At 68.1% G+C, this 24,487-nt stretch carries 21 protein-coding genes; 10 read left to right on the forward strand and 11 right to left on the reverse strand.

Features of this window, described 5'->3' with window-relative positions; translation table 11 throughout:
- Positions 1–963, reverse strand: a complete 963-nt coding sequence (locus BLT78_RS01650) for a DUF1853 family protein (protein ID WP_231975675.1) — start codon at positions 961–963, stop codon at positions 1–3.
- Between the two features lie 93 nt (positions 964–1,056).
- Here BLT78_RS01650 and BLT78_RS01655 point away from each other — a divergent pair, with 93 nt between their 5' ends.
- The 6 genes from BLT78_RS01655 (at position 1,057) to pepN (ending at position 7,799) form a co-directional block, all read left to right on the forward strand.
- Positions 1,057–1,947, forward strand: coding sequence for an NAD(+) kinase (locus BLT78_RS01655; protein WP_090347310.1), 891 nt, complete (start codon positions 1,057–1,059; stop codon positions 1,945–1,947).
- Between the two features lie 2 nt (positions 1,948–1,949).
- On the forward strand, positions 1,950–2,921 hold the full coding sequence (locus tag BLT78_RS01660; RefSeq protein WP_090352084.1) for a metallophosphoesterase: 972 nt from the start codon (positions 1,950–1,952) through the stop codon (positions 2,919–2,921).
- Positions 2,918–3,787: a rhomboid family intramembrane serine protease gene (locus BLT78_RS01665; protein WP_090347311.1), complete on the forward strand. Its 870-nt coding sequence runs from the start codon at positions 2,918–2,920 to the stop codon at positions 3,785–3,787. The genes BLT78_RS01660 and BLT78_RS01665 overlap by 4 nt, the downstream gene beginning before the upstream one ends.
- 139 nt (positions 3,788–3,926) lie before the next feature.
- Positions 3,927–4,190, forward strand: a complete 264-nt coding sequence (locus BLT78_RS01670) for a YeaC family protein (protein WP_090347312.1) — start codon at positions 3,927–3,929, stop codon at positions 4,188–4,190.
- Positions 4,190–5,023 (forward strand): DUF2797 domain-containing protein, encoded by an 834-nt coding sequence (locus tag BLT78_RS01675; protein WP_090347313.1) that lies wholly within the window; start codon positions 4,190–4,192, stop codon positions 5,021–5,023. Before BLT78_RS01670 ends, BLT78_RS01675 begins: the two co-directional genes overlap by 1 nt.
- Positions 5,024–5,141: 118 nt before the next feature.
- Positions 5,142–7,799, forward strand: a complete 2,658-nt coding sequence (gene pepN / locus BLT78_RS01680; RefSeq protein ID WP_090352086.1) for an aminopeptidase N — start codon at positions 5,142–5,144, stop codon at positions 7,797–7,799.
- A gap of 80 nt (positions 7,800–7,879) precedes the next feature.
- On the opposite strand, the gene BLT78_RS01685 is transcribed toward pepN, so the two are convergent.
- The 5 genes from BLT78_RS01685 to csiR all read right to left on the reverse strand — a co-directional run bounded on the left by BLT78_RS01685 (position 7,880) and on the right by csiR (position 12,296).
- On the reverse strand, positions 7,880–8,323 hold the full coding sequence (locus BLT78_RS01685) for an SRPBCC family protein (RefSeq protein ID WP_090347314.1): 444 nt from the start codon (positions 8,321–8,323) through the stop codon (positions 7,880–7,882).
- 134 nt (positions 8,324–8,457) lie between these two features.
- Positions 8,458–9,582 (reverse strand): glycine cleavage system aminomethyltransferase GcvT, encoded by a 1,125-nt coding sequence (gene gcvT / locus BLT78_RS01690; RefSeq protein ID WP_090347315.1) that lies wholly within the window; start codon positions 9,580–9,582, stop codon positions 8,458–8,460.
- A gap of 146 nt (positions 9,583–9,728) precedes the next feature.
- A complete protein-coding gene (locus tag BLT78_RS01695; protein ID WP_090347316.1) occupies positions 9,729–11,090 on the reverse strand; it encodes an L-serine ammonia-lyase in 1,362 nt (453 codons plus the stop codon).
- A 100-nt stretch (positions 11,091–11,190) separates the two neighbouring features.
- Positions 11,191–11,496 carry a hypothetical protein gene (locus BLT78_RS01700; RefSeq protein WP_090347317.1) on the reverse strand — a complete coding sequence of 102 codons (306 nt, stop codon included), beginning with the start codon at positions 11,494–11,496 and terminating at the stop codon, positions 11,191–11,193.
- 83 nt (positions 11,497–11,579) lie between these two features.
- The gene (csiR, locus tag BLT78_RS01705) at positions 11,580–12,296 is read right to left on the reverse strand and encodes a DNA-binding transcriptional regulator CsiR (RefSeq protein ID WP_090347318.1); all 717 of its coding nucleotides are present in this window, start codon (positions 12,294–12,296) and stop codon (positions 11,580–11,582) included.
- 177 nt (positions 12,297–12,473) lie between these two features.
- Between csiR and glaH the strand changes: the two genes are divergently transcribed.
- The 4 genes from glaH (at position 12,474) to BLT78_RS01725 (ending at position 16,767) form a co-directional block, all read left to right on the forward strand.
- Positions 12,474–13,445, forward strand: coding sequence for a glutarate dioxygenase GlaH (gene glaH / locus BLT78_RS01710; RefSeq protein WP_090347319.1), 972 nt, complete (start codon positions 12,474–12,476; stop codon positions 13,443–13,445).
- A 132-nt stretch (positions 13,446–13,577) separates the two neighbouring features.
- Positions 13,578–14,807, forward strand: a complete 1,230-nt coding sequence (gene lhgO, locus BLT78_RS01715; RefSeq protein WP_090347320.1) for an L-2-hydroxyglutarate oxidase — start codon at positions 13,578–13,580, stop codon at positions 14,805–14,807.
- 39 nt (positions 14,808–14,846) lie between these two features.
- A complete protein-coding gene (locus BLT78_RS01720; protein WP_090347321.1) occupies positions 14,847–16,205 on the forward strand; it encodes an aspartate aminotransferase family protein in 1,359 nt (452 codons plus the stop codon).
- 118 nt (positions 16,206–16,323) lie between these two features.
- Entirely contained in the window at positions 16,324–16,767 is a 444-nt protein-coding gene (locus BLT78_RS01725) for a GNAT family N-acetyltransferase (RefSeq protein WP_090347322.1), read from the forward strand.
- Positions 16,768–17,014: 247 nt separating this feature from the next.
- Here the strand turns inward: BLT78_RS01725 and BLT78_RS01735 are convergent, their stop codons facing one another.
- From BLT78_RS01735 to BLT78_RS01755, 5 genes are all read right to left on the reverse strand, one after another.
- Complete coding sequence (locus tag BLT78_RS01735) at positions 17,015–17,854, reverse strand: hypothetical protein (protein WP_090352088.1); 840 nt, start codon at positions 17,852–17,854, stop codon at positions 17,015–17,017.
- A gap of 190 nt (positions 17,855–18,044) precedes the next feature.
- Complete coding sequence (locus BLT78_RS01740; protein ID WP_090347324.1) at positions 18,045–19,010, reverse strand: AraC-like ligand-binding domain-containing protein; 966 nt, start codon at positions 19,008–19,010, stop codon at positions 18,045–18,047.
- A 98-nt stretch (positions 19,011–19,108) separates the two neighbouring features.
- A complete protein-coding gene (gene capA / locus BLT78_RS01745) occupies positions 19,109–21,193 on the reverse strand; it encodes a caprolactamase subunit alpha (protein WP_090347325.1) in 2,085 nt (694 codons plus the stop codon).
- Between the two features lie 21 nt (positions 21,194–21,214).
- Entirely contained in the window at positions 21,215–22,960 is a 1,746-nt protein-coding gene (gene capB, locus BLT78_RS01750; RefSeq protein ID WP_090347326.1) for a caprolactamase subunit beta, read from the reverse strand.
- Between the two features lie 302 nt (positions 22,961–23,262).
- The gene (locus BLT78_RS01755; RefSeq protein WP_090347327.1) at positions 23,263–24,453 is read right to left on the reverse strand and encodes a porin; all 1,191 of its coding nucleotides are present in this window, start codon (positions 24,451–24,453) and stop codon (positions 23,263–23,265) included.
- Positions 24,454–24,487 lie beyond the last annotated feature (34 nt).

Genomic DNA, 24,487 nt, shown 5'->3' on the forward strand with positions numbered 1-24,487 from the left:
TCAGCGCCCCAGCAGCGTCTGCGGCCAGTGGTCGTCGACCAGGAACACCCGGGCCACCTCCTGCCAGTCGTCGCGCCCGTAGGCAGCCAACTGCACCAGCATGCGCGGAGCGGCATCAGCGGGCAGTTCGTCGAGCCAGCTGGCGAAGCTGGCACTGCTCCAGCAGTCGCCGGCCGGGCAGCTCGCCGGCGCCAGCCAGCTCATGCGTTGCAGCGGTTGCCAGCATCCGGGATGGCTGGCCTGCCAGGCGGGCCAGTCGCTGCGCCGCAGCCACAGGCCTCGCAGGTGATCGTCGTCGGTTCCGACGGGGGCGGTGCAGCCCTCCGGCCACGGATAGAACAGGTAGCCGCCCAGCCACAGGCTGGCGCTGGCGCTGCGCGTGCTCAGCCGCCGCAGCGGCTCGCGGGCCGCGGGCAGGCGGGTCAGGCGCAGCTGGTGCTGCAGCAGACGCTCCAGCTTGAGGTCGAGGCGGTCGAGGCGTCCCGGGCCGAGCCAGTTGGCCGCCTGCAGGCCGTCGTTCTGGCTGGGACCGAGGTAGAACTTCACCGCCAGCTCGATGTGCTGCAGTCCCTCGTCGTCCTCCACCAGCAGGTCCAGCTCGCCGAGGGTGTGGCCATGCTCGCGGATCGTCAGGTTGGCGGCCAGCAGGCGGACGTCCGGCGCCGCATTCAGGGCGAACTGCCAGAGCTGTTCGTAGTAGCGGCCCAGGCGGTTGCCGCGGAGCGCCGACAGCTGCTCGAGCAGCGTCTGTGGCCCGCGGTCCAGCTCGTGCAGCCAGCGTTCCAGGCGCTTCGGGCTGGCCGCCCAGGCACTGGCGCGCAGCGGATGGCGTGGCCGCTCGCCGTCCACGTGCGCCAGCAGCGGCGGGCTGAGCAGGGTCCAGGCCAGGTCGCGCACCGCGGGGTGGCGCAGGCGACGGGGCAGGTCGACAAGATCGGCGAACGGGCTCATGCCAGCGAGCATAGCCGCTGCCGGGCGCGAGTGTCGCGGTTTGCCGCTGGCGCGGCGCATCCCCCATAATCGGGGTCTTCCGCAGTCGCAGCCGGCAGGATCTCCATGGAGCAATTCCGCAACATCGGCATCATCGGGCGCATGGGCAGCTCGCATGTGCTGGATACCATTCGTCGCCTGAAACGCTACCTGACCGAGCGTCACCTGCACGTGATCCTCGAGGAGACCATCGCCGAGATGCTGCCCGGCCACGGCATGCAGACCTGCTCGCGCAAGCTGATGGGCGAGATCTGCGACCTGGTCATCGTGGTCGGCGGTGACGGCAGCCTGCTCGGCGCGGCGCGCGCCATGGCCCGTCACGGCACCCCGGTGCTGGGCATCAACCGCGGCAGCCTGGGCTTTCTCACCGACATCCGCCCCGACGAGCTGGAGGTCAAGGTCGGCGAGGTGCTGGCCGGCCGCTACCTGATGGAGAGCCGCTTCCTGCTCGAGGCGCTGGTGCGCCGCGGCGAGGAGGCGATCGGCCAGAGCGACGCGCTCAACGACGTGGTGCTACACCCCGGCAAGTCGACGCGGATGATCGAGTTCGAGCTGTTCATCGACGGCCAGTTCGTCTGCAGCCAGAAGGCCGACGGCCTGATCGTTTCCACTCCCACCGGCTCCACCGCCTACGCACTGTCGGCCGGCGGCCCGATCATGCATCCCAAGCTGGACGCCATCGTCATCGTGCCGATGTACCCGCACACCCTGTCCAGCCGGCCGATCGTGGTCGACGGCAACAGCGAGCTGAAGGTCGTGGTGGCCAGCGACATGCAGATCTACCCGCTGGTCTCCTGCGACGGCCAGAACCACTTCACCTGCGCCCCCGGCGATACCCTGACCATCCGCAAGAAGGCGCAGAAGCTGCAGCTGATCCACCCGCTGGGACACAACTACTACGAGGTCTGCCGGACCAAGCTGGGCTGGGGCAGTCGCCTCGGCGGGGGGCACGACTAGTGCTGCTCGATCCGGCACGCGGCTACGACCTGATCGGCGACGTGCACGGCTGCGCGCGGGCCCTCGAACGCTTATTGTCCGGCCTCGGCTACAGCCGCCGGGACGGCGTCTGGCGCCACCGCGAGCGCATGGCGCTGTTCCTCGGCGACATCGTCGACCGCGGCCCGCACATCCGCGAGGCGCTGCACCTGGTGCACGACATGGTCGAGGCCGGCGAGGCGCTGTGCCTGATGGGCAACCACGAGTGGTACGCCCTGGGCTGGACCACCCCGGCGCTGCCCGGCAGCGGCCAGGAGTTCGCCCGCGAGCACAACCCGCGCCACGAGCGGCTGATCCGCGAGACCCTCGACCAGTTCGAGGGCCATCCGGGCGACTGGCACGACTTCCTCGCCTGGTTCTACCGCCTGCCGATGTTCGTCGACGCCGGGCGCTTCCGCATGGTGCACGCTTGCTGGGACGCCGGCCTGATCGCCCGTCTGCGCCGCGACTACCCCGACGGGCGCATCGACCGCACCTTCGTCCAGCAGGCCGGCCAGGCCGACAGCTTCGCCGCGCACTGCTGCCAGCGCCTGCTGCGCGGCATCGACATGCCGTTGCCGGCGGGACTGACGCTGACCAGCCACGACGGCTTCGTGCGCAACGTGTTCCGCACCAAGTTCTGGGCAGAGGCGCCGCAGACCTACGGTGACCTGGTGTTCCAGCCCGACGCGTTGCCCGACGAGGTGGCCAACCTGCCGCTGAGCAACCGGCAGAAGGCCGAACTGCTGCACTACGGCGCCGACGAGCCGATGCTGTTCGTCGGCCACTACTGGTGCCGCGGCACGCCGGCGCCGCTGCGCCCCAACCTGGCCTGTCTCGACTACAGCGCGGTGCGTCGCGGCAAACTGGTGGCCTACCGTCTGGATCAGGAAACCCGCCTCGATCCGGCCAAGTTCTGCTGGGTCGAGGTCAAGCGCATGGAGGCCGACTCGTGAGCCCGATCGCCGCCTTGCGCCTGCCGCTCGACGAGGATCTCGGCGCTTTCGTCGGTCTGTTGCAGCGCCTCGGTGTGCCGCACCGGGTCAGCGAGGAGTCCGGCGAGCTGGTGCTCTGGGTGCCGGACGAGAGGCTGGCCGAGCAGGTCCGTCAGCTCTACGGCCAGTATCCGGGCGGCATCACCGCCAGCGAGTTGCCGCCGTCGCCGGCCCAGGCGGCCGGCCGCACCGGCGAGGTGCTGGCGCGCCTGCGCAGCCTGCCGGTCACCGTGCTGGTGTTGCTGGCGACCTTCGCCGTGGCGCTGGCCAGCTGGTTCGGCGACAACCTGCAACTGGTCAGTTGGCTGACCTTCACCGATTTCCGCATCGAGGGCGACTACGCCTGGTTCCTGCCGCTGGGCGACAGCCTGGCCGCCGGTCAGTGGTGGCGGCTGATCACTCCGGTGCTGGTGCACTTCGGCGTGCTGCACCTGGCGATGAACAGCCTGTGGTTCTGGGAACTGGGGCGGCGCATCGAATGGCGCCAGGGCAGCCTGATGCTGCTGGCGCTGACCCTGCTGTTCGGCCTGGTGTCCAATTTCGCCCAGTACCTGTTCGGCGGGCCGGCGATCTTCGGCGGCCTGTCCGGCGTGCTCTACGGCCTGCTCGGCCACTGCTGGCTGTTCCAGCGCCTGGCGCCCAACCCCTGGTACCGTCTGCCGTCGGGGGTGATCGGCATGATGCTGGTCTGGCTGCTGGTCTGCCTGAGCGGCCTGGTCGACGCGCTCGGCCTCGGCCAGATCGCCAATGCCGCCCACGTCGGCGGGCTGCTGGCCGGCTGCGTCACCGGCGTGCTGGGCGGGCTGCTGGCGCGCCGGCGAGGCTGAATGAAATATCCGTAGGGTGGACAACGGCGCAGCCTTGTCCGCCGGGGCGCGCCAAACGGTGGCAAAGACCTGCGGTCGTTTTCCACCCTACTGCTATCCGGCCCCGCTAGAATCACTTCTTTTTCCCTGGAGGCTACCCATGACGTCCTTCGCCGAAATGATCGAGAACATCACCCCCGAGATCTACCAGAGCCTCAAGCTCGCCGTGGAGATCGGCAAGTGGCCGGACGGCCGCAAGCTGACCCAGGAGCAGAAGGAGCTCAGCCTGCAGGCGATGATCGCCTGGGAGATCAAGAACCTGCCCGAGGAAGAGCGCACCGGCTACATGGGCCCGCAGGAGTGCAAGTCGAAGTCCTTCGAAGTGCCGAACATCCTGTTCAAGAGCTCGGACACCCTGCACTGATGATCGAGCTCGGACGCGGCGCGCTGACCAAGATGGCGGTGCGCCTGGACAACCCGGTGCAGTACGCCCTGCGCCTGGACGACGCCGAGGTGGCGGTCAATCCGCTGCTCGGCAAGACCCTGCGCCTGGAGTTCCTCGGTGCCATCCACTGCAGCCACTGCGGCCGACGTACCAGGAAGAGCTACGCCCAGGGCTACTGCTATCCGTGCATGACCCGGCTGGCGCAGTGCGACAGCTGCATCGTCAGCCCGGAGAAGTGCCACTACGACGCCGGTACCTGCCGCGAGCCGAGCTGGGGCGAGCAGTTCTGCATGACCGACCACGTGGTCTACCTGGCCAACTCCTCCGGGGTGAAGGTCGGCATCACCCGCGCCACCCAGCTGCCGACCCGCTGGCTCGACCAGGGCGCCAGCCAGGCGCTGCCGATCCTGCGCGTGGCGACCCGCCAGCAGTCCGGACTGGTCGAGGACCTGTTGCGCAGCCAGGTGGCGGACAAGACCAACTGGCGCGCGCTGCTCAAGGGCGACGCCGCGCCGGTCGACCTGCCGGCGGTGCGCGAACAGTTGTTCGATACTTGTCGCGAAGGCCTCGAGGCCCTGCAGCAGCGCTTCGGCCTGCAGGCCATCCAGCCGCTGGCCGACGCGGAGGTGGTGACGATCCGCTACCCGGTCGAGGCCTACCCGAGCAAGATCGCCACCTTCGACCTGGACAAGAACCCGCTGGTCGAGGGCACCCTGCTCGGCATCAAGGGCCAGTACCTGATCCTCGACAGCGGGGTGATCAACATCCGCAAGTACACCGCGTACCAGCTGGCGGCCAGCTGCCAGCCTTGAGCCAGAGGCCGTCAGCAGGCACTCTTGGCTTCATCTCCCGAAGGCGCCGGGGTTGCCCGGCGCTGTCACCTTCCGCCTGCGGCGCCACGCCGTCGCGGGCTGCCAAGCCGAGGTTCCCATGCGCAGCGAGCAACCGAAGACCATCCATCTCAAGGACTACCGGGTTCCCGACTACCTGATCGACGAGACCCATCTGACCTTCGAGCTGTTCGAGGACCATACCCTGGTCCATGCGCAACTGATCATGCGCCGCAACCCCGAGGCCGGCGCCGGCCTGCCGCCGCTGGTGCTCGACGGCCAGCAGCTCGAGCTGCTCTCCCTGGCCATGGACGACGTGCCGCTCGGCGGCGCCGACTACCTGCTCACCGACAGCCACCTGACCCTGCAGCCCAAGCGCGGCGAGTTCGTCATCGACAGCAGCGTGCGCATCCACCCCGAGCGCAACACCGCGCTGGAGGGCCTGTACAAGTCCAGCGGGATGTTCTGCACCCAGTGCGAGGCCGAGGGCTTCCGCAAGATCACCTTCTACCTCGACCGCCCGGACGTGATGAGCCGGTTCACCACCACGCTCAGCGCCGACAAGCAGGCCTATCCGATCCTACTGTCCAACGGCAACCCGATCGCCAGCGGCGAGGAAGAGGGCGGCCGCCACTGGGCCACCTGGCAGGACCCGTTCAAGAAGCCCGCCTACCTGTTCGCCCTGGTCGCCGGGGATCTGTGGTGCATCGAGGACAGCTTCCGCACCATGAGCGGCCGCGACGTCGCCCTGCGCATCTACGTCGAGCCGGAGAACATCGGCAAGCTGCAGCACGCCATGGACAGCCTGAAGAAGTCGATGCAGTGGGACGAGGAGGTCTACGGTCGCGAGTACGATCTGGACATCTTCATGATCGTCGCGGTCAACGACTTCAACATGGGCGCCATGGAGAACAAGGGCCTCAACATCTTCAACTCCAGCTGCGTGCTGGCCCACCCGGAAACCGCCACCGACGCCGCCCACCAGCGCGTCGAGGCGGTGGTCGCCCACGAGTACTTCCACAACTGGTCGGGCAACCGCGTCACCTGCCGCGACTGGTTCCAGCTGTCGCTGAAGGAAGGCTTCACCGTGTTCCGCGACGCCGAGTTCTCCGCCGACATGAACTCGCGCACGGTCAAGCGCATCGAGGACGTCGCCTTCCTGCGCACCCACCAGTTCGCCGAGGACGCCGGCCCCATGGCCCACCCGGTGCGCCCGGACGCCTACATGGAGATCTCCAACTTCTACACCCTGACCATCTACGAGAAGGGCGCGGAAGTGCTGCGCATGATCCACACCCTGCTCGGCGCCGAGAAGTTCCGCCAGGGTTCCGACCTGTACTTCGCCCGCCACGACGGCCAGGCGGTGACCTGCGACGACTTCGTCAAGGCCATGGAGGACGCCAGCGGCCAGGATCTGGCCCAGTTCAAGCGCTGGTACACCCAGTCCGGCACCCCGCGCCTCGCCGTGCAGGACTGCTACGACGCCCACGCCAAGACCTACACCCTGACCTTCCAGCAGAGCTGCCCGGCCACCCCCGGCCAGGAACACAAGCAGCCCTTCGTCATCCCGGTGGCCATGGGCCTGCTCGACGCCCACGGCCACGAGCTGCCGCTGCGCCTCTCCGGCGAGGCCGAAGCCGGCGGCACCTCGCGCGTGCTGGCGGTGACCGAGGCCGAGCAGAGCTTCACCTTCGTCGACGTGCCGACCCAGCCGCTGCCCTCGCTGCTGCGCGGGTTCTCCGCGCCGGTCAAGCTGAGCTTCCCCTACGGCCGCGACCAGCTGATGTTCCTCATGCAGCACGATTCCGACGGCTTCAACCGCTGGGAAGCCGGCCAGCAGCTCGCCGTGCAGGTGCTGCAGGAGCTGGTCGGCCAGCAGCAGCGCAGCGAGCCGATGCACCTCGACCGCCGCCTGATCGAGGCGCTGCGCCACGTGCTGGCCGACCAGACGCTGGATGCGGCGATGGTCGCCGAGATGCTCGCCCTGCCGGCCGAGGCCTATCTCGCCGAACTCAGCGAGGTGGCCGACATCGACGCCATCCACATCGCCCGCGAGTTCACTCGCCGGGAAATCTCCCGCGAGCTGTTCGACCTGCTGTGGGCGCGCTACCAGGCCTGCCGCGAGGCCTCGCGCAGCACCCCGTATGCCGCCGACGCCACGCAGATCGCCCGCCGCAGCCTGCAGAACATCATCCTGTCCTACCTGATGCTGGCGCAGAGCGAGGAGGTCCTCGACGCCTGCGAGGAGCAGTTCGAGCACGCCGACAACATGACCGAGCGCCTCGCCGCGCTGGCCGTGCTGGTCAACTCGCCGTTCGACGCCGAGAAGGCCGGGGCGCTGGCCAAGTTCGCCGAGCACTTCAAGGACGACGCCCTGGTCATGGACCAGTGGTTCAGCGTGCAGGCCGGCTGCCCGCTGCCGGGCGGTCTGGAACGCGTGCAGGAGCTGATGCGCCACCCGGCCTTCACCCTGAAGAACCCCAACAAGGTGCGCGCGCTGATCGGCGCCTTCGCCAACCAGAACCACGTCAACTTCCACCGCATCGACGGCGCCGGCTACCGCTTCCTCGCCGACCAGGTGATCGCCCTCAACGCCCTCAACCCGCAGATCGCCGCCCGCCAGCTGACCCCGCTGACCCGCTGGCGCAAGTACGACAACGCCCGTCAGGCGCTGATGCGCACCGAGCTGGAGCGCATCCTGGCCAGCGGCGAGCTGTCCAGCGACGTGTTCGAGGTGCTGAGCAAGAGCCTGGCGTAAGCCGGGCAGACCCGAGGCCGCGTCGGCACCTGTTGCCGGCGCGGCCTCGGCGTTTCTGTCGTCCGCTCGGCGGCGACGTCTCAGTCGGGAGTCTCCGCCTCGACCAGCGCGGCCAGCTGGAGCAGCGACTCCTGCCAGCCGAGGTAGCACTCTTCGGAGGGAATGGCGTCGGGGATGCCTTCCTGCACGATGCTCAGCTCGGTGCCGCAGGACGCCGCACGCAGCTCGACCGTGGTGTGCATGGCGCCGGGCAGGCTTGGGTCGTCGAACTGGTCCGAGTAGCGCAGGCGCTGATGGGGCACCAGCTCGAGGTAGTCGCCGCCGAAGGCGTGCTCCTTGCCGGTGGTGAAGTTGCTGAACGACATCCGGTAGCTGCCGCCGACCCTGGCGTCGAGATGGTGGACCTTGCCGGTGAAGCCGCTGGGTGGCAGCCACTTGGCCAGGGCGTCGGCATCGAGGAAGGCGCGGTAGATGCGTTCGGGTGTCGCCCGCAGGACGCGGTGCAGTCGAATGGTGGAGGGCATGCTGACTTCTCCTCTCGCTGTCGGTAGCCGGGATGGGGGCCGGCGGGCTCCCGGACAGTTGAGGATAGTTCGCGCCCCCGGCGGGTCCCGGGGGCAGCGACCGGCGGCAGTGCGCCGCCGGTCCGGTGCGGCCTTCAGCCGCGGTAGTAGCGCTGCGGCACGAACGGGGTCCTGACCACCTGCATGGCCACGCGCTTGCCGCGCACCATGGCCCAGACCGCGCTGCCCAGTTCGGCGTGGGCGCTGGCGACGTAGCCCATGGCCAGCGGCGCGCCCAGGCTGGGGCCGAAGCCGCCGCTGCTCACCTTGCCGATCACGGCGCCCTCGGCGTCGACGATCTCCGCGCCCTCGCGCACCGGCACGCGCTCCTGCGGCAGCAGGCCGACGCGCTTGCTGGCCACGCCGTCCCGCTGCTGGGCGAAGATCTGCGCCGCGCCGGGGAAGCCGCCTTCGCGCGCACCGCCCACGCGGCGGGCCTTGGAGATCGCCCACTGCAGGCTGGCCTCGACCGGCGTGGTGGCGGTGCTCATGTCGTGGCCGTACAGGCACAGGCCGGCTTCCAGGCGCAGCGAGTCGCGCGCGCCGAGGCCGATCGGCTGGACTTCCGCCTCGCCGAGCAGGGCGCGGGCCAGGGTTTCGGCATGCTCGACCGCCACGGAGATCTCGAAGCCGTCCTCGCCGGTGTAGCCGGAGCGGCTGACGTAGCAGTCGACGCCGAGCAGGGCCACGCTGGCGAACTGCATGAAGGTCATCTGCGCCACCTGCGGCGCCAGGCGGGCGAGCACGTCCACCGCCTTCGGCCCCTGCAGGGCGAGCAGGGCGCGCGACTCGAACAGCGACTCGACGGCGCAGTCGGCGCCGAGATGCCGCTGCAGGTGGGCGAGGTCCTGCTCCTTGCAGGCGGCGTTGACCACCAGGAACAGGCAGTCGGGGGCGAGGCGGGCGACCATCAGGTCGTCGAGGATGCCGCCGTCGTCGGCGGTGAACAGCGCGTAGCGCTGCAGGCCCACCGGCAGGTCGAGGATGTCCACCGGCACCAGGCGCTCCAGCGCCGCGGCGGCCTGCGTACCGCGCAGGATGATCTGGCCCATGTGCGAGACGTCGAACAGGCCGGCCTGCTCGCGGCAGTGCAGGTGTTCCTTGAGTACGCCGAGCGGGTACTGCACCGGCATCTCGTAGCCGGCGAAGGGCACCATCTTGGCGCCGAGCTCTAGGTGCAGGGCGTGCAGCGGGGTACGGGCGAGGCTTGCGGTGGTCACGTGACGCTCTCCAGTGGGGTGCGCGCGGGCGCACCGGGGGGGAATGCCCGGCGCGGCGCCGGGACTGTCGGGGGAAGGATAGTCACAGGCCGGCGCGGCGCTGTGAAGAGGGCACGACGCGGCCGGTGGCGGTCGCGTCGCACGGATCAGCACTCGACGATGTTCACCGCCAGTCCGCCGCGCGCGGTTTCCTTGTACTTGCTGTGCATGTCCGCGCCGGTCTGGCGCATGGTGCGGATCACCTGGTCCAGCGACACGAAGTGGCGGCCGTCGCCGTGCAGGGCCAGGCGCGCGGCGTTGATCGCCTTCACCGCGCCCATGGTGTTGCGCTCGATGCACGGCACCTGCACCAGCCCACCGACCGGGTCGCAGGTGAGGCCGAGGTTGTGCTCCATGCCGATCTCCGCGGCGTTCTCCACCTGTGGCGGGCTGCCGCCGAGCGCCTCGCACAGCGCGCCGGCGGCCATCGAGCAGGCCACGCCGACCTCGCCCTGGCAGCCCACCTCGGCGCCGGAGATCGAGGCGTTCTCCTTGTAGAGCATGCCGATGGCCGCGGCGGTGAGCAGGAAGCGCTCGACGCCCTCGCTGCTGGCGCCGGGCACGAAGCGCCAGTAGTAGTGCAGCACCGCCGGGACGATGCCCGCAGCGCCGTTGGTGGGCGCGGTGACCACCCGGCCGCCGGCGGCGTTCTCCTCGTTGACCGCCAGGGCATAGAGGTCGACCCAGTCCAGTGCGCCGAGCGGATCGTCGGTCTCGGCGCGCGCCTCCAGGTGATGCAGCAGCCCGGGGGCGCGGCGGCGGATGCCGAGCCCGCCGGGCAGCTCGCCCTCGTTGCTGCAGCCGGCGGTCACGCAGTCCTGCATCACCTGCCAGATGCGCGCGAGGCCGGCATGGGTGTCCGCCTCCGGGCGCCAGGCCAGTTCGTTGGCCGCCATCAGCGCGCTGATCGACAGGTCGTGCGCGGCGCACTGGGCGAGCAGCTCGGCGGCGCTGTGGAACGGATAGGGCAGCTCGGGGCCGGGGGTGGCGCCGGCATCCTCGCCCGCCGCCACCACGAAGCCGCCGCCCACCGAGTAGTACTCGCCGCTGTGCAGCTGCAGGCCGGCGGAGTCGAAGGCGCGCAGGATCAGGCCGTTGGGATGGCGCGGCAGGGTACGGCGCAGGAACAGCAGATGCTCGCGCGCGCAGAAGCGGATCGGCCGCTCGCCGAGCAGCAGCAACTGGTCGTGGCGGCGGATCGCCGCCAGACGCTCGGCGATCCGCGCGGTATCCACCTGGTCGGGCTGCTCGCCCTCGAGGCCGAGCAGCACCGCGCTGTCGCTGGCGTGGCCGCGCCCGGTGGCGCCCAGCGAGCCGTACAGCTCCACCTTCACCGTGGCGGTGGCCGCCAGCAGGCCGTTATCGCGCAGCTCGTTGGCGAAGCGTGCGGCGGCGCGCATCGGCCCCACGGTATGCGAGCTGGACGGACCGATGCCGATCTTGAACAGGTCGAAAACGCTGAGGGACATGGCGAGGCCTCCGTGTTGCCTGACACTCTACCCCTTCACGGGCGTCCGTGCCGGCATGGCTCGGCCGTCTGTCGGAGGAGTCGCGTCGCCGGCGCCCGGCTCAGTCGCACTTCACCTCTTCCTTGAACTCGTCGTACTTGACGTCCTGCTTGATCCGGCAGCGGCCGTCGCGGAACTCGTCCTTCCACTCGCCGTGCCACCAGGCGCCGCGGCCGCCCTTGCACTTGATCTCGCGCTTGAATTCGTCGTCTTCGGACTCGAGCTTGACCCGGCAGGGGCCGTCCCAGAACTCTTCCTTGCGCTCGTCGCCCCAGTCGCGCCACCAGCGGCGGTCGTGGTCGGCGAGCGCGGCGTTGGCGGTGCAGAGCAGGCAGAGGCCGAGCAGGGCGGGGAAAGGCTTGGTCATGGCGGGTTCCAGGAGTCTGCAGGACAGGGCCGACGAGCGGCCTGTCCATCAGACAGCGGCAACGGCGAAAGTGCTGCAGGCGTTCAGGCGCGCGCGGCGACCGCCTCGCGGCTGGCCAGGCCCTGCGCCTTCATCAGCTCGGTGATGATCGGCACCGGCCCCATCAGGTGCTCGCGCATCAGCCGGCAGGCGCGCTCCTGGTCACGGGCGAGGATCGCCTCGATCAGCGTGGCGTGTTCGCGGCGCTTGGCCTCCAGCGCCTGCTCGGAGAACACCGTGTGCTGCAGCCACAGGTGGCGGTAGCGCTCGGCCTGGTCGAACAGGTAGGCGCGCACCTGCAGCAGCTGTGCCGAGCCACAGCCGGCGACGATGGCCGTGTGGAACGCCTTGTGACGGGCATCCCAGAGACTGAGCTGCTCCTCGGCGTTGCGCACCTCGACCACCTTGGTCAGGGTGTGGGCGCGGGCAAGGATTTCCGCCTCCCAGGCGTCGTCGCCGCGCTCGATGGCCAGGCCGAGCAGCATGGCCTCGAGGTTGGCGCGGGCGTCGTAAATATCGAACAGCTCATCCAGTGACATCGGCGCCACCCGGTAGCCGCGCTGGCTGATCGCCACCACCAGGCGCTCGGCCACCAGTTGCGACAAGGCTTCGCGCAGCGGGCCGACGCCCAGCCCGTAGCGGGCCTTCAGGCCACTCATCAGCAGCTTCTCACCGGGGCTGAACACGCCGCGAATGATGTCGCGCTTGAGCAGCTGATGCCCGCGGATCGCCAGATTCTCTTGGGAAACAAGGGTTTCCATGCTCGCCATCCTTCCTCGTGATGCCCGGCCATCATACCCAAAGGCGGGCGGAGTGGGCCTTTCGTCCGCACGTGTTGGAAATTTTTGACATCAGTAAAAAATGTCGATATTTTTCGAATACGCCGACAGTAAACAAAAACATCTCACTCATCCGTCGACCTGTCCAGGAGCGCCACCATGAGCACCGTCGTCCAACTCAAGCCCGCCGCCCAGCCGATCGAACCCCAGGGCTTCACCCTGGCGCCGTCCGCCATCTCGCCGCGCCTGCTGCAGCTGACCTTCCCGCGCAGCATCGTCGAGGCTTACCTCGCCGCGACCGCCGAGTACCCGGTGCAGGCGCTGGAGTACAAGTCGTTCCTGCGCTTCCGCTGCGCGCGACTGCTCGACGAGCTGTGTGCCCACACCCTGCAGCCGCTGCTGATCGAAACCCTGGCCGACCGCGACACCGGTGCCCTGCTGATCACCCCCGAGGGGCTGGATTCGGTCGAGCAGGCCGAGGACATGGTCAAGTTCACCACCGCCGTGGCCCACCTGTTCGGCCGCTCCAACTACGACGCCATGAGCGGGCAGTACTACGCGCGCTTCGTGGTGAAGAACGAGGACAACTCCGACAGCTACCTGCGCCAGGCCCACCGCGTGATGGAACTGCACACCGACGGCACCTTCGTCGAGCAGGACACCGACTACGTGCTGATGCTGAAGATCGACGAGCAGAACATGGAAGGCGGCAACTCGCTGCTGCTGCACCTGGACGACTGGGAGGGCCTGGAGCACTTCTACAGCCACCCGCTGGCTCGCCGCGAGATGCGCTGGAGCGCGCCGCCGAGCAAGAACGTGACCAAGGACATCTACCACGCGGTGTTCGATACCGACGTCGCCGGTCGCCCGATCATCAGCTACATCGACCAGTTCGTGCAGCCGAAGAACTTCGAGGAAGGCAACTGGCTTGCCGATCTCGGTGACTCCATCGAGAACAGCCCGGCCAAGCTGTCGGTGCGTGTGCCGGTAGGCAGCTTCCTGCTGATCAACAATCACTGCTGGCTGCACGGCCGCGACCGCTTCATCGCCCATCCGGGCCTGCGCCGTGAGCTGATGCGCCAGCGCGGCTACTTCACCCACAAGAAGGTGCTGCGCCAGCCGCGTCAGTAACACCTTCGCGCCCGTTCATGCTCTGCTAGGCGCCTGCAGGGCATGAACGGGCCTTGAGCCATTCGCTGGGGCGGAAACCTGCGTGCGTCGCCCCGCGTGCCCCATAACCATCACTCGACAAGGGCAGACAAGGTGTACGACTTCATCATCATCGGCGGCGGCATCATCGGCATGTCCACCGCCATGCAACTGCTCCGCGCCTACCCGGACTGCCGTATGCTGCTGCTGGAGAAGGAATCCGCTCCGGCGCGCCATCAGACCGGCCACAACAGCGGTGTGATCCACGCCGGCGTCTACTACACCCCCGGCAGCCTCAAGGCGCGCTTCTGCCTGGCCGGCAACCGCGCGACCAAGGAGTTCTGCACCGAGAACGGCATCCGCTTCGACGAGTGCGGCAAGCTCCTGGTCGCCACCAACGAGCTGGAGATGCAGCGCATGAAGGCGCTGTGGGAGCGTACCGCCGCCAACGGCCTGGAGCGCGAATGGCTGAGCGCCGAGCAGCTGCGCGAGCGCGAGCCGAACATCACCGGCATCGGCGGCATCTTCGTGCCGTCCAGCGGCATCGTCAGCTACGCCGAGGTCGCCGCGGCCATGGCCCGCGAGTTCCAGATGCGTGGCGGCGAGATCCGCTACGGCACCGAGGTGGTCGGTCTCGAGGAGCGCCCCACCGAGATGGTGGTGAAGACCTCCGCCGGCGAGTTCAGCAGCCGCTTCATGGTTTCCTGCTCGGGGCTGATGGCCGACCGCGTGGTGCGCATGCTCGGCCTCGACCCGGGCTTCAGCATCTGCCCGTTCCGCGGCGAGTACTACCTGCTGCCGGCCGAGCACAACCGCATCGTCAACCACCTGATCTACCCGATCCCCGACCCGTCCATGCCGTTCCTCGGCGTGCACCTGACGCGGATGATCGACGGCACCGTCACCGTCGGCCCCAACGCGGTGCTGGCGCTCAAGCGCGAGGGCTACCGCAAGCGCGACATCTCGCTGTCCGACACCTTCGCCATGCTCACCGACCCGGGCATCCTCAAGGTGCTGAAGAACAACCTGCGCCCCGGCCTGGTGGAGATGCGCAACTCGCTGTTCAAGCGCGGCTACCTGCAGGAAGTGCGCAAGTACTGCCCGAGCATCGAACTCAAGGACCTCAAGCCCTACCCGGCGGGCGTGCGCGCCCAGGCGGTATCCCGCGAGGGCAAGCTGATCGAGGACTTCCTGTTCCGCAACACGCGGCGCAGCGTCAACGTGTGCAACGCGCCGTCGCCGGCGGCCACCTCGGCCATCCCGATCGGTGCCTACATCATCGAGCAGATCGACGCCCAGCTCGCCGACCTGCCCGGGTTCAACAGGCAGCGCCAGACCGCCTGAGCCCCGAATGCCTTGCCCAACCCCCATGGAGCGTGCGTCATGAGCCAATCGCTGCAAGAGAAGGACATCCACTACCAGCTGCACCCCTACACCAACGCCCGCCTGCACCAGGAGCAGGGCCCGCTGATCATCGAGCGCGGCGAAGGCGTGTTCGTCTACGACGAACAGGGCAAGGACTACATCGAAGGCATGTCGGGGCTGTGGAGCGCTGCCCTGGGCTTCAGCAACCAGCGCCTGATCCGCGCCGCGCAGCAGCAGCTCGAGACCCTGCCGTTCTACCACCTGTTCAGCCACAAGGCGCACCGGCCGAGCATCGAATTGGCCGAGAAGCTGATCCAGGTGGCGCCGGTGCCGATGAGCAAGGTGTTCTTCACCAACTCCGGCTCCGAGGCCAACGACACCGTGGTCAAGCTGGTGTGGTACCGCAACCACGCCCTCGGCAGGCCGGAGAAGAAGAAGTTCATCGCCCGCACCAACGCCTACCACGGCATCACCGTGGCCAGCGCCAGCCTCACCGGCCTGCCGGCCAACCACCGCGGCTTCGGCCTGCCGCTGCCGGGCTTCCTGCACGTCGGCTGCCCGCACCACTACCGCTACGCCCTGCCGGGCGAGAGCGAGGAACAGTTCGCCGACCGCCTGGCCGCCGAGCTGGAGCAGCGCATCCTCGCCGAGGGCCCGGAAACCATCGCCGCCTTCATCGGCGAGCCGCTGATGGGCGCCGGCGGCGTCATCGTGCCGCCGCACACCTACTGGACCAAGGTCCAGCAGGTCTGCCGCAAGTACGACATCCTGGTGATCGCCGACGAGGTGATCTGCGGCTTCGGTCGTACTGGCAACATGTTCGGCAGCCAGACCTTCGGCATCCGCCCGGACATCATGGTGGTGTCCAAGCAGCTGTCCTCGTCCTACCAGCCGATCGCCGCGGTGCTGATCAACGACGCGGTGTACCAGCCGATCGAGGCGCAGAGCGGCGAGCTCGGCACCCTCGGCCACGGCTTCACCGCCAGCGGCCACCCGGTGGCCACCGCGGTGGCGCTGGAGAACCTGAAGGTCATCGAGGAGGACAACCTGGTTGCCCACGCCGCCGCCATGGGCGAGCGCATGCACGCCGCGCTACGCCGCTTCTCCGACCACCCGCTGGTTGGCGAGGTACGCGGCAGCGGCCTGATCGCCGCGGTCGAGCTGGTCGGCGACAAGGACAGCAAGGCGCCGTATCAGAGCACCGGCACCCTCGGCCGCTACCTGGCCGGCCGCGCCCAGCAGCACGGCCTGATCACCCGCGCCATGGGCGACGCCATCGCCTTCTGCCCGCCGCTGATCATCGACGAGCAGGAAATGGGCCTGCTGCTCGAGCGCTTCGAACGCGCGCTGGAGGACACGGCGCAGTGGGCGAAGTGAGCTGAACGGGAGGGCCGGCGCAAGCCGGCCCTCTTGCATCTGCGGACGCAGCCGAGCGGCAGGCGTCGACTCAGGCGCCTGTCCGCACCATGGAGCGCTACCCGAAAAGGAGGTCCCCTTGAACATCCAGGTCGTGCCGATCACGGCAGACAACACCGCCAGCGCGGTCGACGCCTTGCGCGAACTCTGGCCGCACTACGCGCCGGAGGACATGCTGCGGGTGATCGACCAGCAGCTGCGGCCCAACGGCTACCAGCTGGTCGGCATCTTCGCCGACGACTCCCCCGTGGCCGCCGCCGTGCTCGGCTACCGCATCCAGCACTCGCTTTGGCTGGGCCAGTCGCTGTACATCGTCGACATCGCCACCCTGCCGAAGTGGCGCGGGCGCGGTTTCGGCGACCGCCTGATGGCGTGGGCCGAAACCGAGGCCGCCCGCCTGGGCTGCAGCGCCGTGCACCTGGACTCCGGCGTCGGCCGGGAGAGGGCGGCGGCGCATCGGCTGTACATGCGCCATCACTACCAGATTGGCTGCCATCACTTCGTCAAGAGGCTTGGGGGTTAGTCGGCGCGCGGGTATCCCGGATTGGTCAGCGACAGAGGTGGCAAGGTGCCGTACCAGACGCCGAGCACCCCCGGTCGCTACCTGGCCGGCCGCGCCATGGGTGACGCCATCACCCTCTGTCCGCCGCTGATCATCGACAAACAGGAGATGAGCCTACGGCTCGAACGCTTCGAGCTCGCTGGAGGATATGCTGTAGGAGGGGCGGTGAGATGGTTTTAGTGAAAATATATCTGCTCTTTTGTAGGTATTATTGGAGTAGCTCTCGCACGAACTTTCCAAAATTTGAAAAGTTGACTGATGCTATTGCTAGTGGGCTTAAAACAACAATTGTGGTGTAGATTGGATGTTCCTTCATGGCCTCCAGAATTACCACGGGATGGGCACCGTGTCTATCCCACCAGCTTGATGCGGTTTTAAGGGTCTTGTCGTGAGTGCGCTCGAAGAAGTTTGCGAATAGATCTAGCTTTCTTAGCGTAGACTGGTGCATTTTTATGTATTCGGCGTTTACAAATGCTGCTGCCTCATCAGCGCCAGGAAGGGCATCTTGATCGCTTGCATTGTTGAGTTCAGCCAAAGCCATAATTCGTCCCTTGCGTCCCCTGGAGTCCTTGTGTGGCGCATAGTTGCGTCCGTACAAGGTTACAAGTTCTCTCGCTAAGTCTACTTTTTTGTCGTCTTGAAGTTCAAATGGCTTTCCACCAAGTACCCGATATCTATGCTCAAGGGCGTAAAAGCCAAAGTTTTCGTCGCGCATGTTCCAATGCAGGAATCGACAGTCCTTATGTTTTTCAAGGAATGCGAAGTATCCTTTCAGCATGGATTTTTCGAACTTATCAAGGTCGCTTGATATTTTTTCTAGTTGCTTGTTTAGTTCGGCTTCCTTATGGATTGACCATGACTTGGTCTGTCCGGATTTTAGATTTCTGATGGCTATGGATGTTACGCGCTTGGATTCTCCTGTTGCGTTCTCGTAGAAAGATTCGCAGGAGTAGTGGATTACATAGACACGGCTCGATTCCTGATAAAGGTCTTCGATTAATGCTCTGCTTTTCTTTCGGTCCTTGACCTTGTCAAGCTCAGCTCCCACTTCCTTCCCCTTAGCCAGCGAATGCAAGTATGGCGCTGAGTTTGCCGCTAAAGCTCTCCAGTTTCCAGTGTGGTACAGCGCTCCGCTTTGGTCGGTAGATGAGACTATGCAGCCATCTGTTCAATTAAGCCGTCGCTTCATACAAAAACCATGGCCCTCCCTGGCCGCAGTTTCCAATCGACCGCCGCCCTCACTCCCCCCGCCTCTGCAACCCCCCACGCACCTCCCGTGCAGTACAGCCGTACTGCTGGCGGAAGGCGCGGGTGAACTGGGCCTGGTCGTTGAAGCCCCAGCGGAACGCCAGTTCGCCGATCGACAGGTGACAGTGCGGATCGCGCAGCTGGCGGTGTACCGCCTCCAGGCGCTGCAGGCGAACCCACTCGCCGAGGGTGTAGGGCGTGGCGGCGAACAGCTTGTGCAGGTAGCGCAGCGACAGGCCGCAGGCCTCGGCGATCTGCGCCGGGGCTAGTTCGGGGTTGGCCAGGTGGCGCTCGATGTACTGCTCGACGCGCTGCAGGTGCACGGCGGCGAGGGTCGAGGTCTCGCTGTTGAGCACCCGCTCGTCCTGGCGCAGGGCCATCAGCAGGGTGGCCAGCGCCTGTTCCAGCAGCAGGTGGCGGGCGCTCGCGTCGCACTCGTCGAAGCGCGCCGCGCACAGGCCGAGCTGTTCGACGAAGATCCGCCCCAGGCCGCGGCGGGCGTCGAAGCAGAAGCGGGTGTAGCGTTCCGCGCCGCGCAGCTGGCCGTGCAGGGCGCGCTCGGGCAGCTTGAACACCCAGAGGTCGTTGTCGGCGGCGTATTGGAAGCGGTAGGGCGCATCGCCGCGCTCGACGATGAAGCCGCCCGGCTGGCAGCGCAGGGCGCGGCCGTCCTGTTCGAAGTGCACCTCGGTCTGCCGCGGCACGGTGACCAGGTAGCAGGCTTCCGGGTCCTGGCTGACCTGGGCCTTGCTGCGCGAGTAGGCGAGCTGGCTGGAGCGCAGGCGGGAGAGGGTGAGCGGCGTGCTGGGCGTGTCCCAGACGTGCAGGCTGCCCTGGAAGGTGGCGCCGGGAGCGAACTCCAGGCTGAGGGGGAAGTAGGTGGTGCCGATAGCTTCTGCCCAGCGGAGCTGGCGTTCCTGTTGCGGCCAGTAACGGGTTGAGAGCTGTTGAGCCATGGCCGGTCCTCACGATTATCGTTGTTATGAGGACAGTGCGGCAGGGAAATCCCTGCCGCACTGTTATTTCGCCATCATTGGCCGGGGTGACCGGGTGGTCAAGTCCTTGGGGTCACCCGGTAGGTGGCTGACGGGGTGAGCGTCGCCTGCCAGCCCGGCGGGATGACGATGTTGGTGGTGCTTTCCTCGATCACGCACGGACCCTGCACGGTCTGGCCGGCCTGCAGCTGGTTGCCGTCGTACACCGGGGTGGCCTGCCAGTCGCCGTCGGCGCTGAACAGCATCTTGCGCAGGCTGGACGGGGCGGCCTCGCCGACCTCGGCCGGCTGCGGCAGTTCCGGCAGCGGCGGGCGGGGCAGGCGGCCGATCACCGAGCACTCCAGGTTGACCAGCTCCACCGGGCTGCCCGGCTCGCTGTAGGAGTACAGCGCCTGGTGGCGGCGGTGGAAGGCGTCGCACAGCGCGGCGAGGCCCTGGTCGTCGAGCTGGCTGCTGGCCAGTTCCACGCTGCACTCGTGGATCTGCCCGAGGTAGCGCATCTCCAGAGTGTAGTGGCACTCGATGGTGTCGGCGGCGAAGCCGTCCTCGCGCAGGTTGCCCAGGCCCTTGTCGCGCAGCTCGGCCAGCGCCTGGTTGAGGCGCACGAGGTCGACGTGGCCGGCGTCCAGGCGCATCGGCAGGCTGGTCAGCTGGTCGTAGCGCATGTCGGAGAGGATCTGGCCGAAGGCGCACAGGCCGGAGGCGACCTTGGGGATCAGCACGGTGTGGATGCCGATCTCCTCGGCCAGGCGCACCACGTGCATGCCGGCCGCGCCGCCGGCGCCGATCAGGGCGAAGTCGCGCGGGTCGTGGCCACGCTCGATGGACACCCGGCGGATGCCGTTGACCATGTTCAGGTTGACCAGGGTGGTGATGCCGTAGGCGGCGCGTTCGATGCTGATGCCCAGCGGGTCGGCGATCTTGCTGCGGATGGCGTCCAGCGCCGCCTGGCGGTTGAGGCGGATGCTGCCGCTGAGCAGGGCGCCGTCGGGCAGGTAGCCGAGCACCAGGTTGGCGTCGGTCACCGTGGGCTCGGTGCCGCCCTTGCCGTAGCACACCGGGCCGGGCTTGGCGCCGGCGCTGCGCGGGCCGACCTGGAGCATGCCGAACTCGTCGAGGTGGGCGATCGAGCCGCCGCCGGCGCCGAGGGTTTCCACCTGGATCATCGGCACGCCGATGCGCTGGCGCAGGAAGTCGACGTCCTTGCTGAAGTTGGTGCGCCCGGCGTTGGTCAGGGTGATGTCGAACGAGGTGCCGCCCATGTCGACGGTGATCACGTTGTCGATGTCGAACGGCTTGGCCACCGACAGGCCGGCCTGCGGCGCCGAGGCCGGGCCGGAGTTGATCGCGTTGACCGCGCGCTCGCGCATCATGCCGCCCGGCGCCAGGCCGCCGTTGGACTGGAAGTAGCGCACTGGCTGCTGGGCGCCGAGTTCCTCGAACAGCGCGTCGATGCGCTCGACGTAGCGCGCCATCACCGGGCTCAGGTAGGCGTTGACCACGGTGGTCGAGGTGCGGGTGTACTCGCGGATCTGCGGGAACACCTCGACGCCGGTGCAGACGAACACCCCGGGCAGGGCGGCGCGCACCATCTCGGCGGCGCGCCGCTCGTGGGCCGGGTTGCGCACCGACCAGACGAAGGAGATCGCCACCGCCTCGACGCCCTCGGCGCGGAAATACTCGATGGCCTCGCGTACCGCGTCCTCGTCCAGCGGGCTGTACTCGCGGCCGTCGCTGAGGATGCGCCCGCCGATCGGGCGGCGCAGGTGGCGCGGCACCAGCATGTGCGCCGGCGGGTAGTGGGCGTCGTAGCGGTGGCCTTCCTCCTTGTGGCCGAGGCGGATCTCCAGGCTGTCCTCGTGGCCCTCGGTGCACAGCAGGCCGACCTTGACCCCGGTGCGCTCGATCAGCGCGTTGAGCGCCACGGTGGTGCCGTTGATGCACAGGTCGCAGTCGGCAATGATCTCGGCCGGCGAGCGGCCGGTGGCGTCGGCGATCTGCGCGAGACCCGCGCGGATCGCCAGGGTGCCGTCCTGCGGGGTGGACGGCGCCTTGAACAGCTGCACGCCGCCGTCGCGGTCGGCGAGGATGAAGTCGGTGAAGGTGCCGCCGGCGTCGATGCCCAGACGATATTGGTTACGCATGTCGATGTTCCTCAGCAGTGCTCAGTGGGGGGCGCGGGCGGCGCGGGTGGCGGCTTCGTCGAGATGGCCGGCGGCGTCGACGATCACCCCGTACTCCAGGCGGGCGCCCTCGGCGGAGACCAGGCCGTTGCGCAGGTCGTCGAGGACCGCGGCGACCGGGCGGCGCAGCGGATCGCCGTAGCCACCGCCACCGGGGTTGACGTTGATCACCCGCTCGCCGGGGCGCACGGTCAGCACTGGGTTCTGGATGTAGTGGGTTTCCTCGCCGTCGGCGCGGCGGTGGATCAGGCGGCCGAGCTTGGGTTCGATCAGCGCGTTGCGTGCCCCGGCGGCGCCGGCGGTGGCCAGCTGGCGACCCTCGCCAAAGCCGACCACGGTCATCTCGTGCTCCAGCGGTTCGATCTCCAGGCGGGTGCCGGAGCCGCCGCGCAGCTCGCCGGCGCCGCCGCTGTCGCTCATCAGGCTGTAGCGGTGGATGACGATCGGGTAGGAGTACTCGAGCAGCTCGATGTCGCCGCTCATCAGCGCGCCGAAGCAGCACAGCGGGCCGCAGGCGTGCCAGCCGTCCATCACCTTGTTGGCGCCGGCGCCGGAGATGACCGAGGCGAGCACCATGGTCACGTACTCGTCGCCCTCGCGGCGCGGGTCGTGGCCGGCGATGTTGATGCCGCTGGCGTGGCCCCAGGAGGCGGTGACGCGCTCGGGCGCGGCCTGCTCCAGCGCCTGGCGCACGGCGTCGGCCAGGGTTTCCATCGGCGTGGTGGTGCAGTTGACGTGCGGCGCCGGTTCCTCGGCGTTGCACAGGGTGCCCTTGGGCCCGAGGTCGACGCTGACGCAGCGGTACAGGCCCTCGTTGTAGGGCGGCGGCACCTGGGCGAACATCATCAGGCCGAGGTAGACGCCGGATACCGAGTTGCCCTCGTAGGAGTTGATGAAGTAGGGCACCTGCGGCGGGCTTTCGATGCGCACGTGGGCCTCGTCACCGCGGATCTCGACGTGGGCGGTGATCTCAAGCTCGCCGAGGCCGTGGCCGGAGTCCTCGAGGATCGCGGTGCCGCTGTAGTGGCCGTCCGGCACGTCGCGCAGCAGGGCGCGCATGTGGCGGTCGGCCATGTTCTTCAGCTCGGCGATGCAGGCGCGCACCTGCTCGACGCCGTACTTCTCGACCAGCTCCAGCAGGTGGCGCTCGCCCACGCAGCAGGCGCCGTACTGGGCGTTGAGGTCGCCCTCCTGGTAGGGGCGGGCGCGCATGTTGGTGAGCAGCAGGTTGAACACGTCCTCGCGGCGGCGGCCCTTCTCCCACAGCTTGACCGGCGGGATGCGCAGGCCCTCGGCGTAGATCTCCTTGGCGTCCGGGTTGTAGCCGGCCGGCACCGGGCCGCCGATGTCGGTGAGGTGGCCCTTGCACACGGTCCAGAACACCAGCTCGCCCTTGAAGAACACCGGCTTGTACATGCAGCAGTCGAGGATGTGGCTGCCCTTGTAGGCCGGGTCGTTGTGATAGATCACATCGCCTTCGGCGATGTCGCCGTCGAAGAACTCGGCCACGCACTTCATCGCCGGGATCAGCGAGCCCAGATGGATCGGGATGTCCTGGCCCTGCAGGATCATTTCCGGGAAGTGGTCGAACAGGGCGTTGGAGTAGTCGTGGGCCAGGTTGAACACGCTGGACCGGCCGGTCTTCTCCAGGGTCAGGGTCATCTCGCGCTGGGCCGTTTCCAGCGCCCCGCGCACGACCGCGAGGGTGATCGGATCTACTGTACTCATGGTTCACCACACATCATGTTGTTGTCGGAGAGGGGCGTCTCGCAAGGCGCCGCCCTGACCTACAAGCTACGCGGCGCGCGGCGGGCGGGCTTGTCGCGGGGTGCACCCTTTGTTGCGTCTGCGTGCACTCGGGGATGGCGCGTTGGAGCCGGCTGGCTGGCGCCCCCCGGGCGGCACAGGGAGGATCGCCGGCAGGCTGGCTCCTCCGGGGGAGGTCGGCGCCCACTACCGTGGCGCGGACGAAAAAAAGGCCAGCGCGAGGCTGGCCTGAACAGGGGACTAGGGGTTGGCGCTGCGGTGGATCAGAAGTAGTAGCCGACGTTGCTGTACACCTGGTTCTCCCAGCGGTCGCTGCCGCCGGCGCCGAGGCTCTGGGTGTAGCTGCCGCCGCCGATGTACGGGTCGTGCTTGCCGTGCAGCCATTCCAGGGCGATCCACAGCGGGCCGAAGGTGAACGAGCTGCCGGCGATGAAGCGCTGCGAGTCCTCGAAGCCGCTGGCGTCCTTGGTGAAGTGGCTGTAGTTGGCGTACAGCTTGACCCCGGAGAACCAGCCGTACTGGCCGGGCAGGGTGTAGCTGAGGTCGGCGACGTACAGGTTGCCCTTGGCGGCGACGTTGAAGGTGCCGTCGAAGCTGCCGAAGGACACCAGGTGGTCGCTGCCGGGGTTCTCTGGGCTCATCGACTGGCGCGCGGCGAGGAACTGCACGCCCCACGGGCCGTTCTGGCCGAGGTAGTGCACGGCGAAGGCGCGGCGGTCGCCGTCCTTGCCGGTGTCCTGGTTCTCCAGGGTCGAGGTCAGCCCTGACACGCCCACTTCCGAGGCCCAGTCGCCGAGCTGCAGGTTGCGCGCCAGGCGGGCGACCACGATGTTCTCCTCGTGGTTGTCGCTGCCGTCGACCACGTAGGCGTCGGCGCTGGCCACGCTGGTGCCGTAGGTGCGGCCGCCGCGGCTGGTGCCCTTGCCCTGTTCGGCGGGCATGCCGAACCAGGCGGCCTGCAGGTCCCAGTCGTCGTTCTTCTGGGTGTACTTGATGCCGATGTCCTGGGTGTCCTCCAGGCCGATCACGTTGCCCAGCGATAAGAAGAAGGTGCTGCCGAAGTAGGGCTGCAGGCCGAACGGAATCGGCATCAGGCCGGCCTGCACCTGGCGTTCGGCGTCGAGCTTGTAGCCCAGCCAGGCGTACTCGGCGAAGGAGATGTCGCCGATCTTGTCGGTGTAGTCGAACGGGCGGTGCTTGCCGTAGAAGCGGTACTTGGCCGCGCCGATCCAGCTGTCCGAGGTATAGGTGGCGGTGAGGAAGGCGGTGTCGAAGCCGAACTCGGCGATGTCGCGGTCGGGGTCGTAGTCCAGGCGGCCGCGGATCGCGCCGCCGAGGTCGAGGTTGTCGGTGACCTGCACGGCGGCGGCCGGCAGGGCAAAGGCGGTCAGCAGCGGCGCGGCCAGCAGCGGGCACAGCAGCAGGGAAGTGCGGCGGGTGAGCGGGTGACGCATCGGGTGTCTCCGGGTGTTGTCGTTGTTTTGCGGG

Origin of the sequence: Pseudomonas oryzae, from assembly GCF_900104805.1 — a bacterium.
GTDB classification, from domain to species: Bacteria; Pseudomonadota; Gammaproteobacteria; order Pseudomonadales; family Pseudomonadaceae; genus Geopseudomonas; species Geopseudomonas oryzae.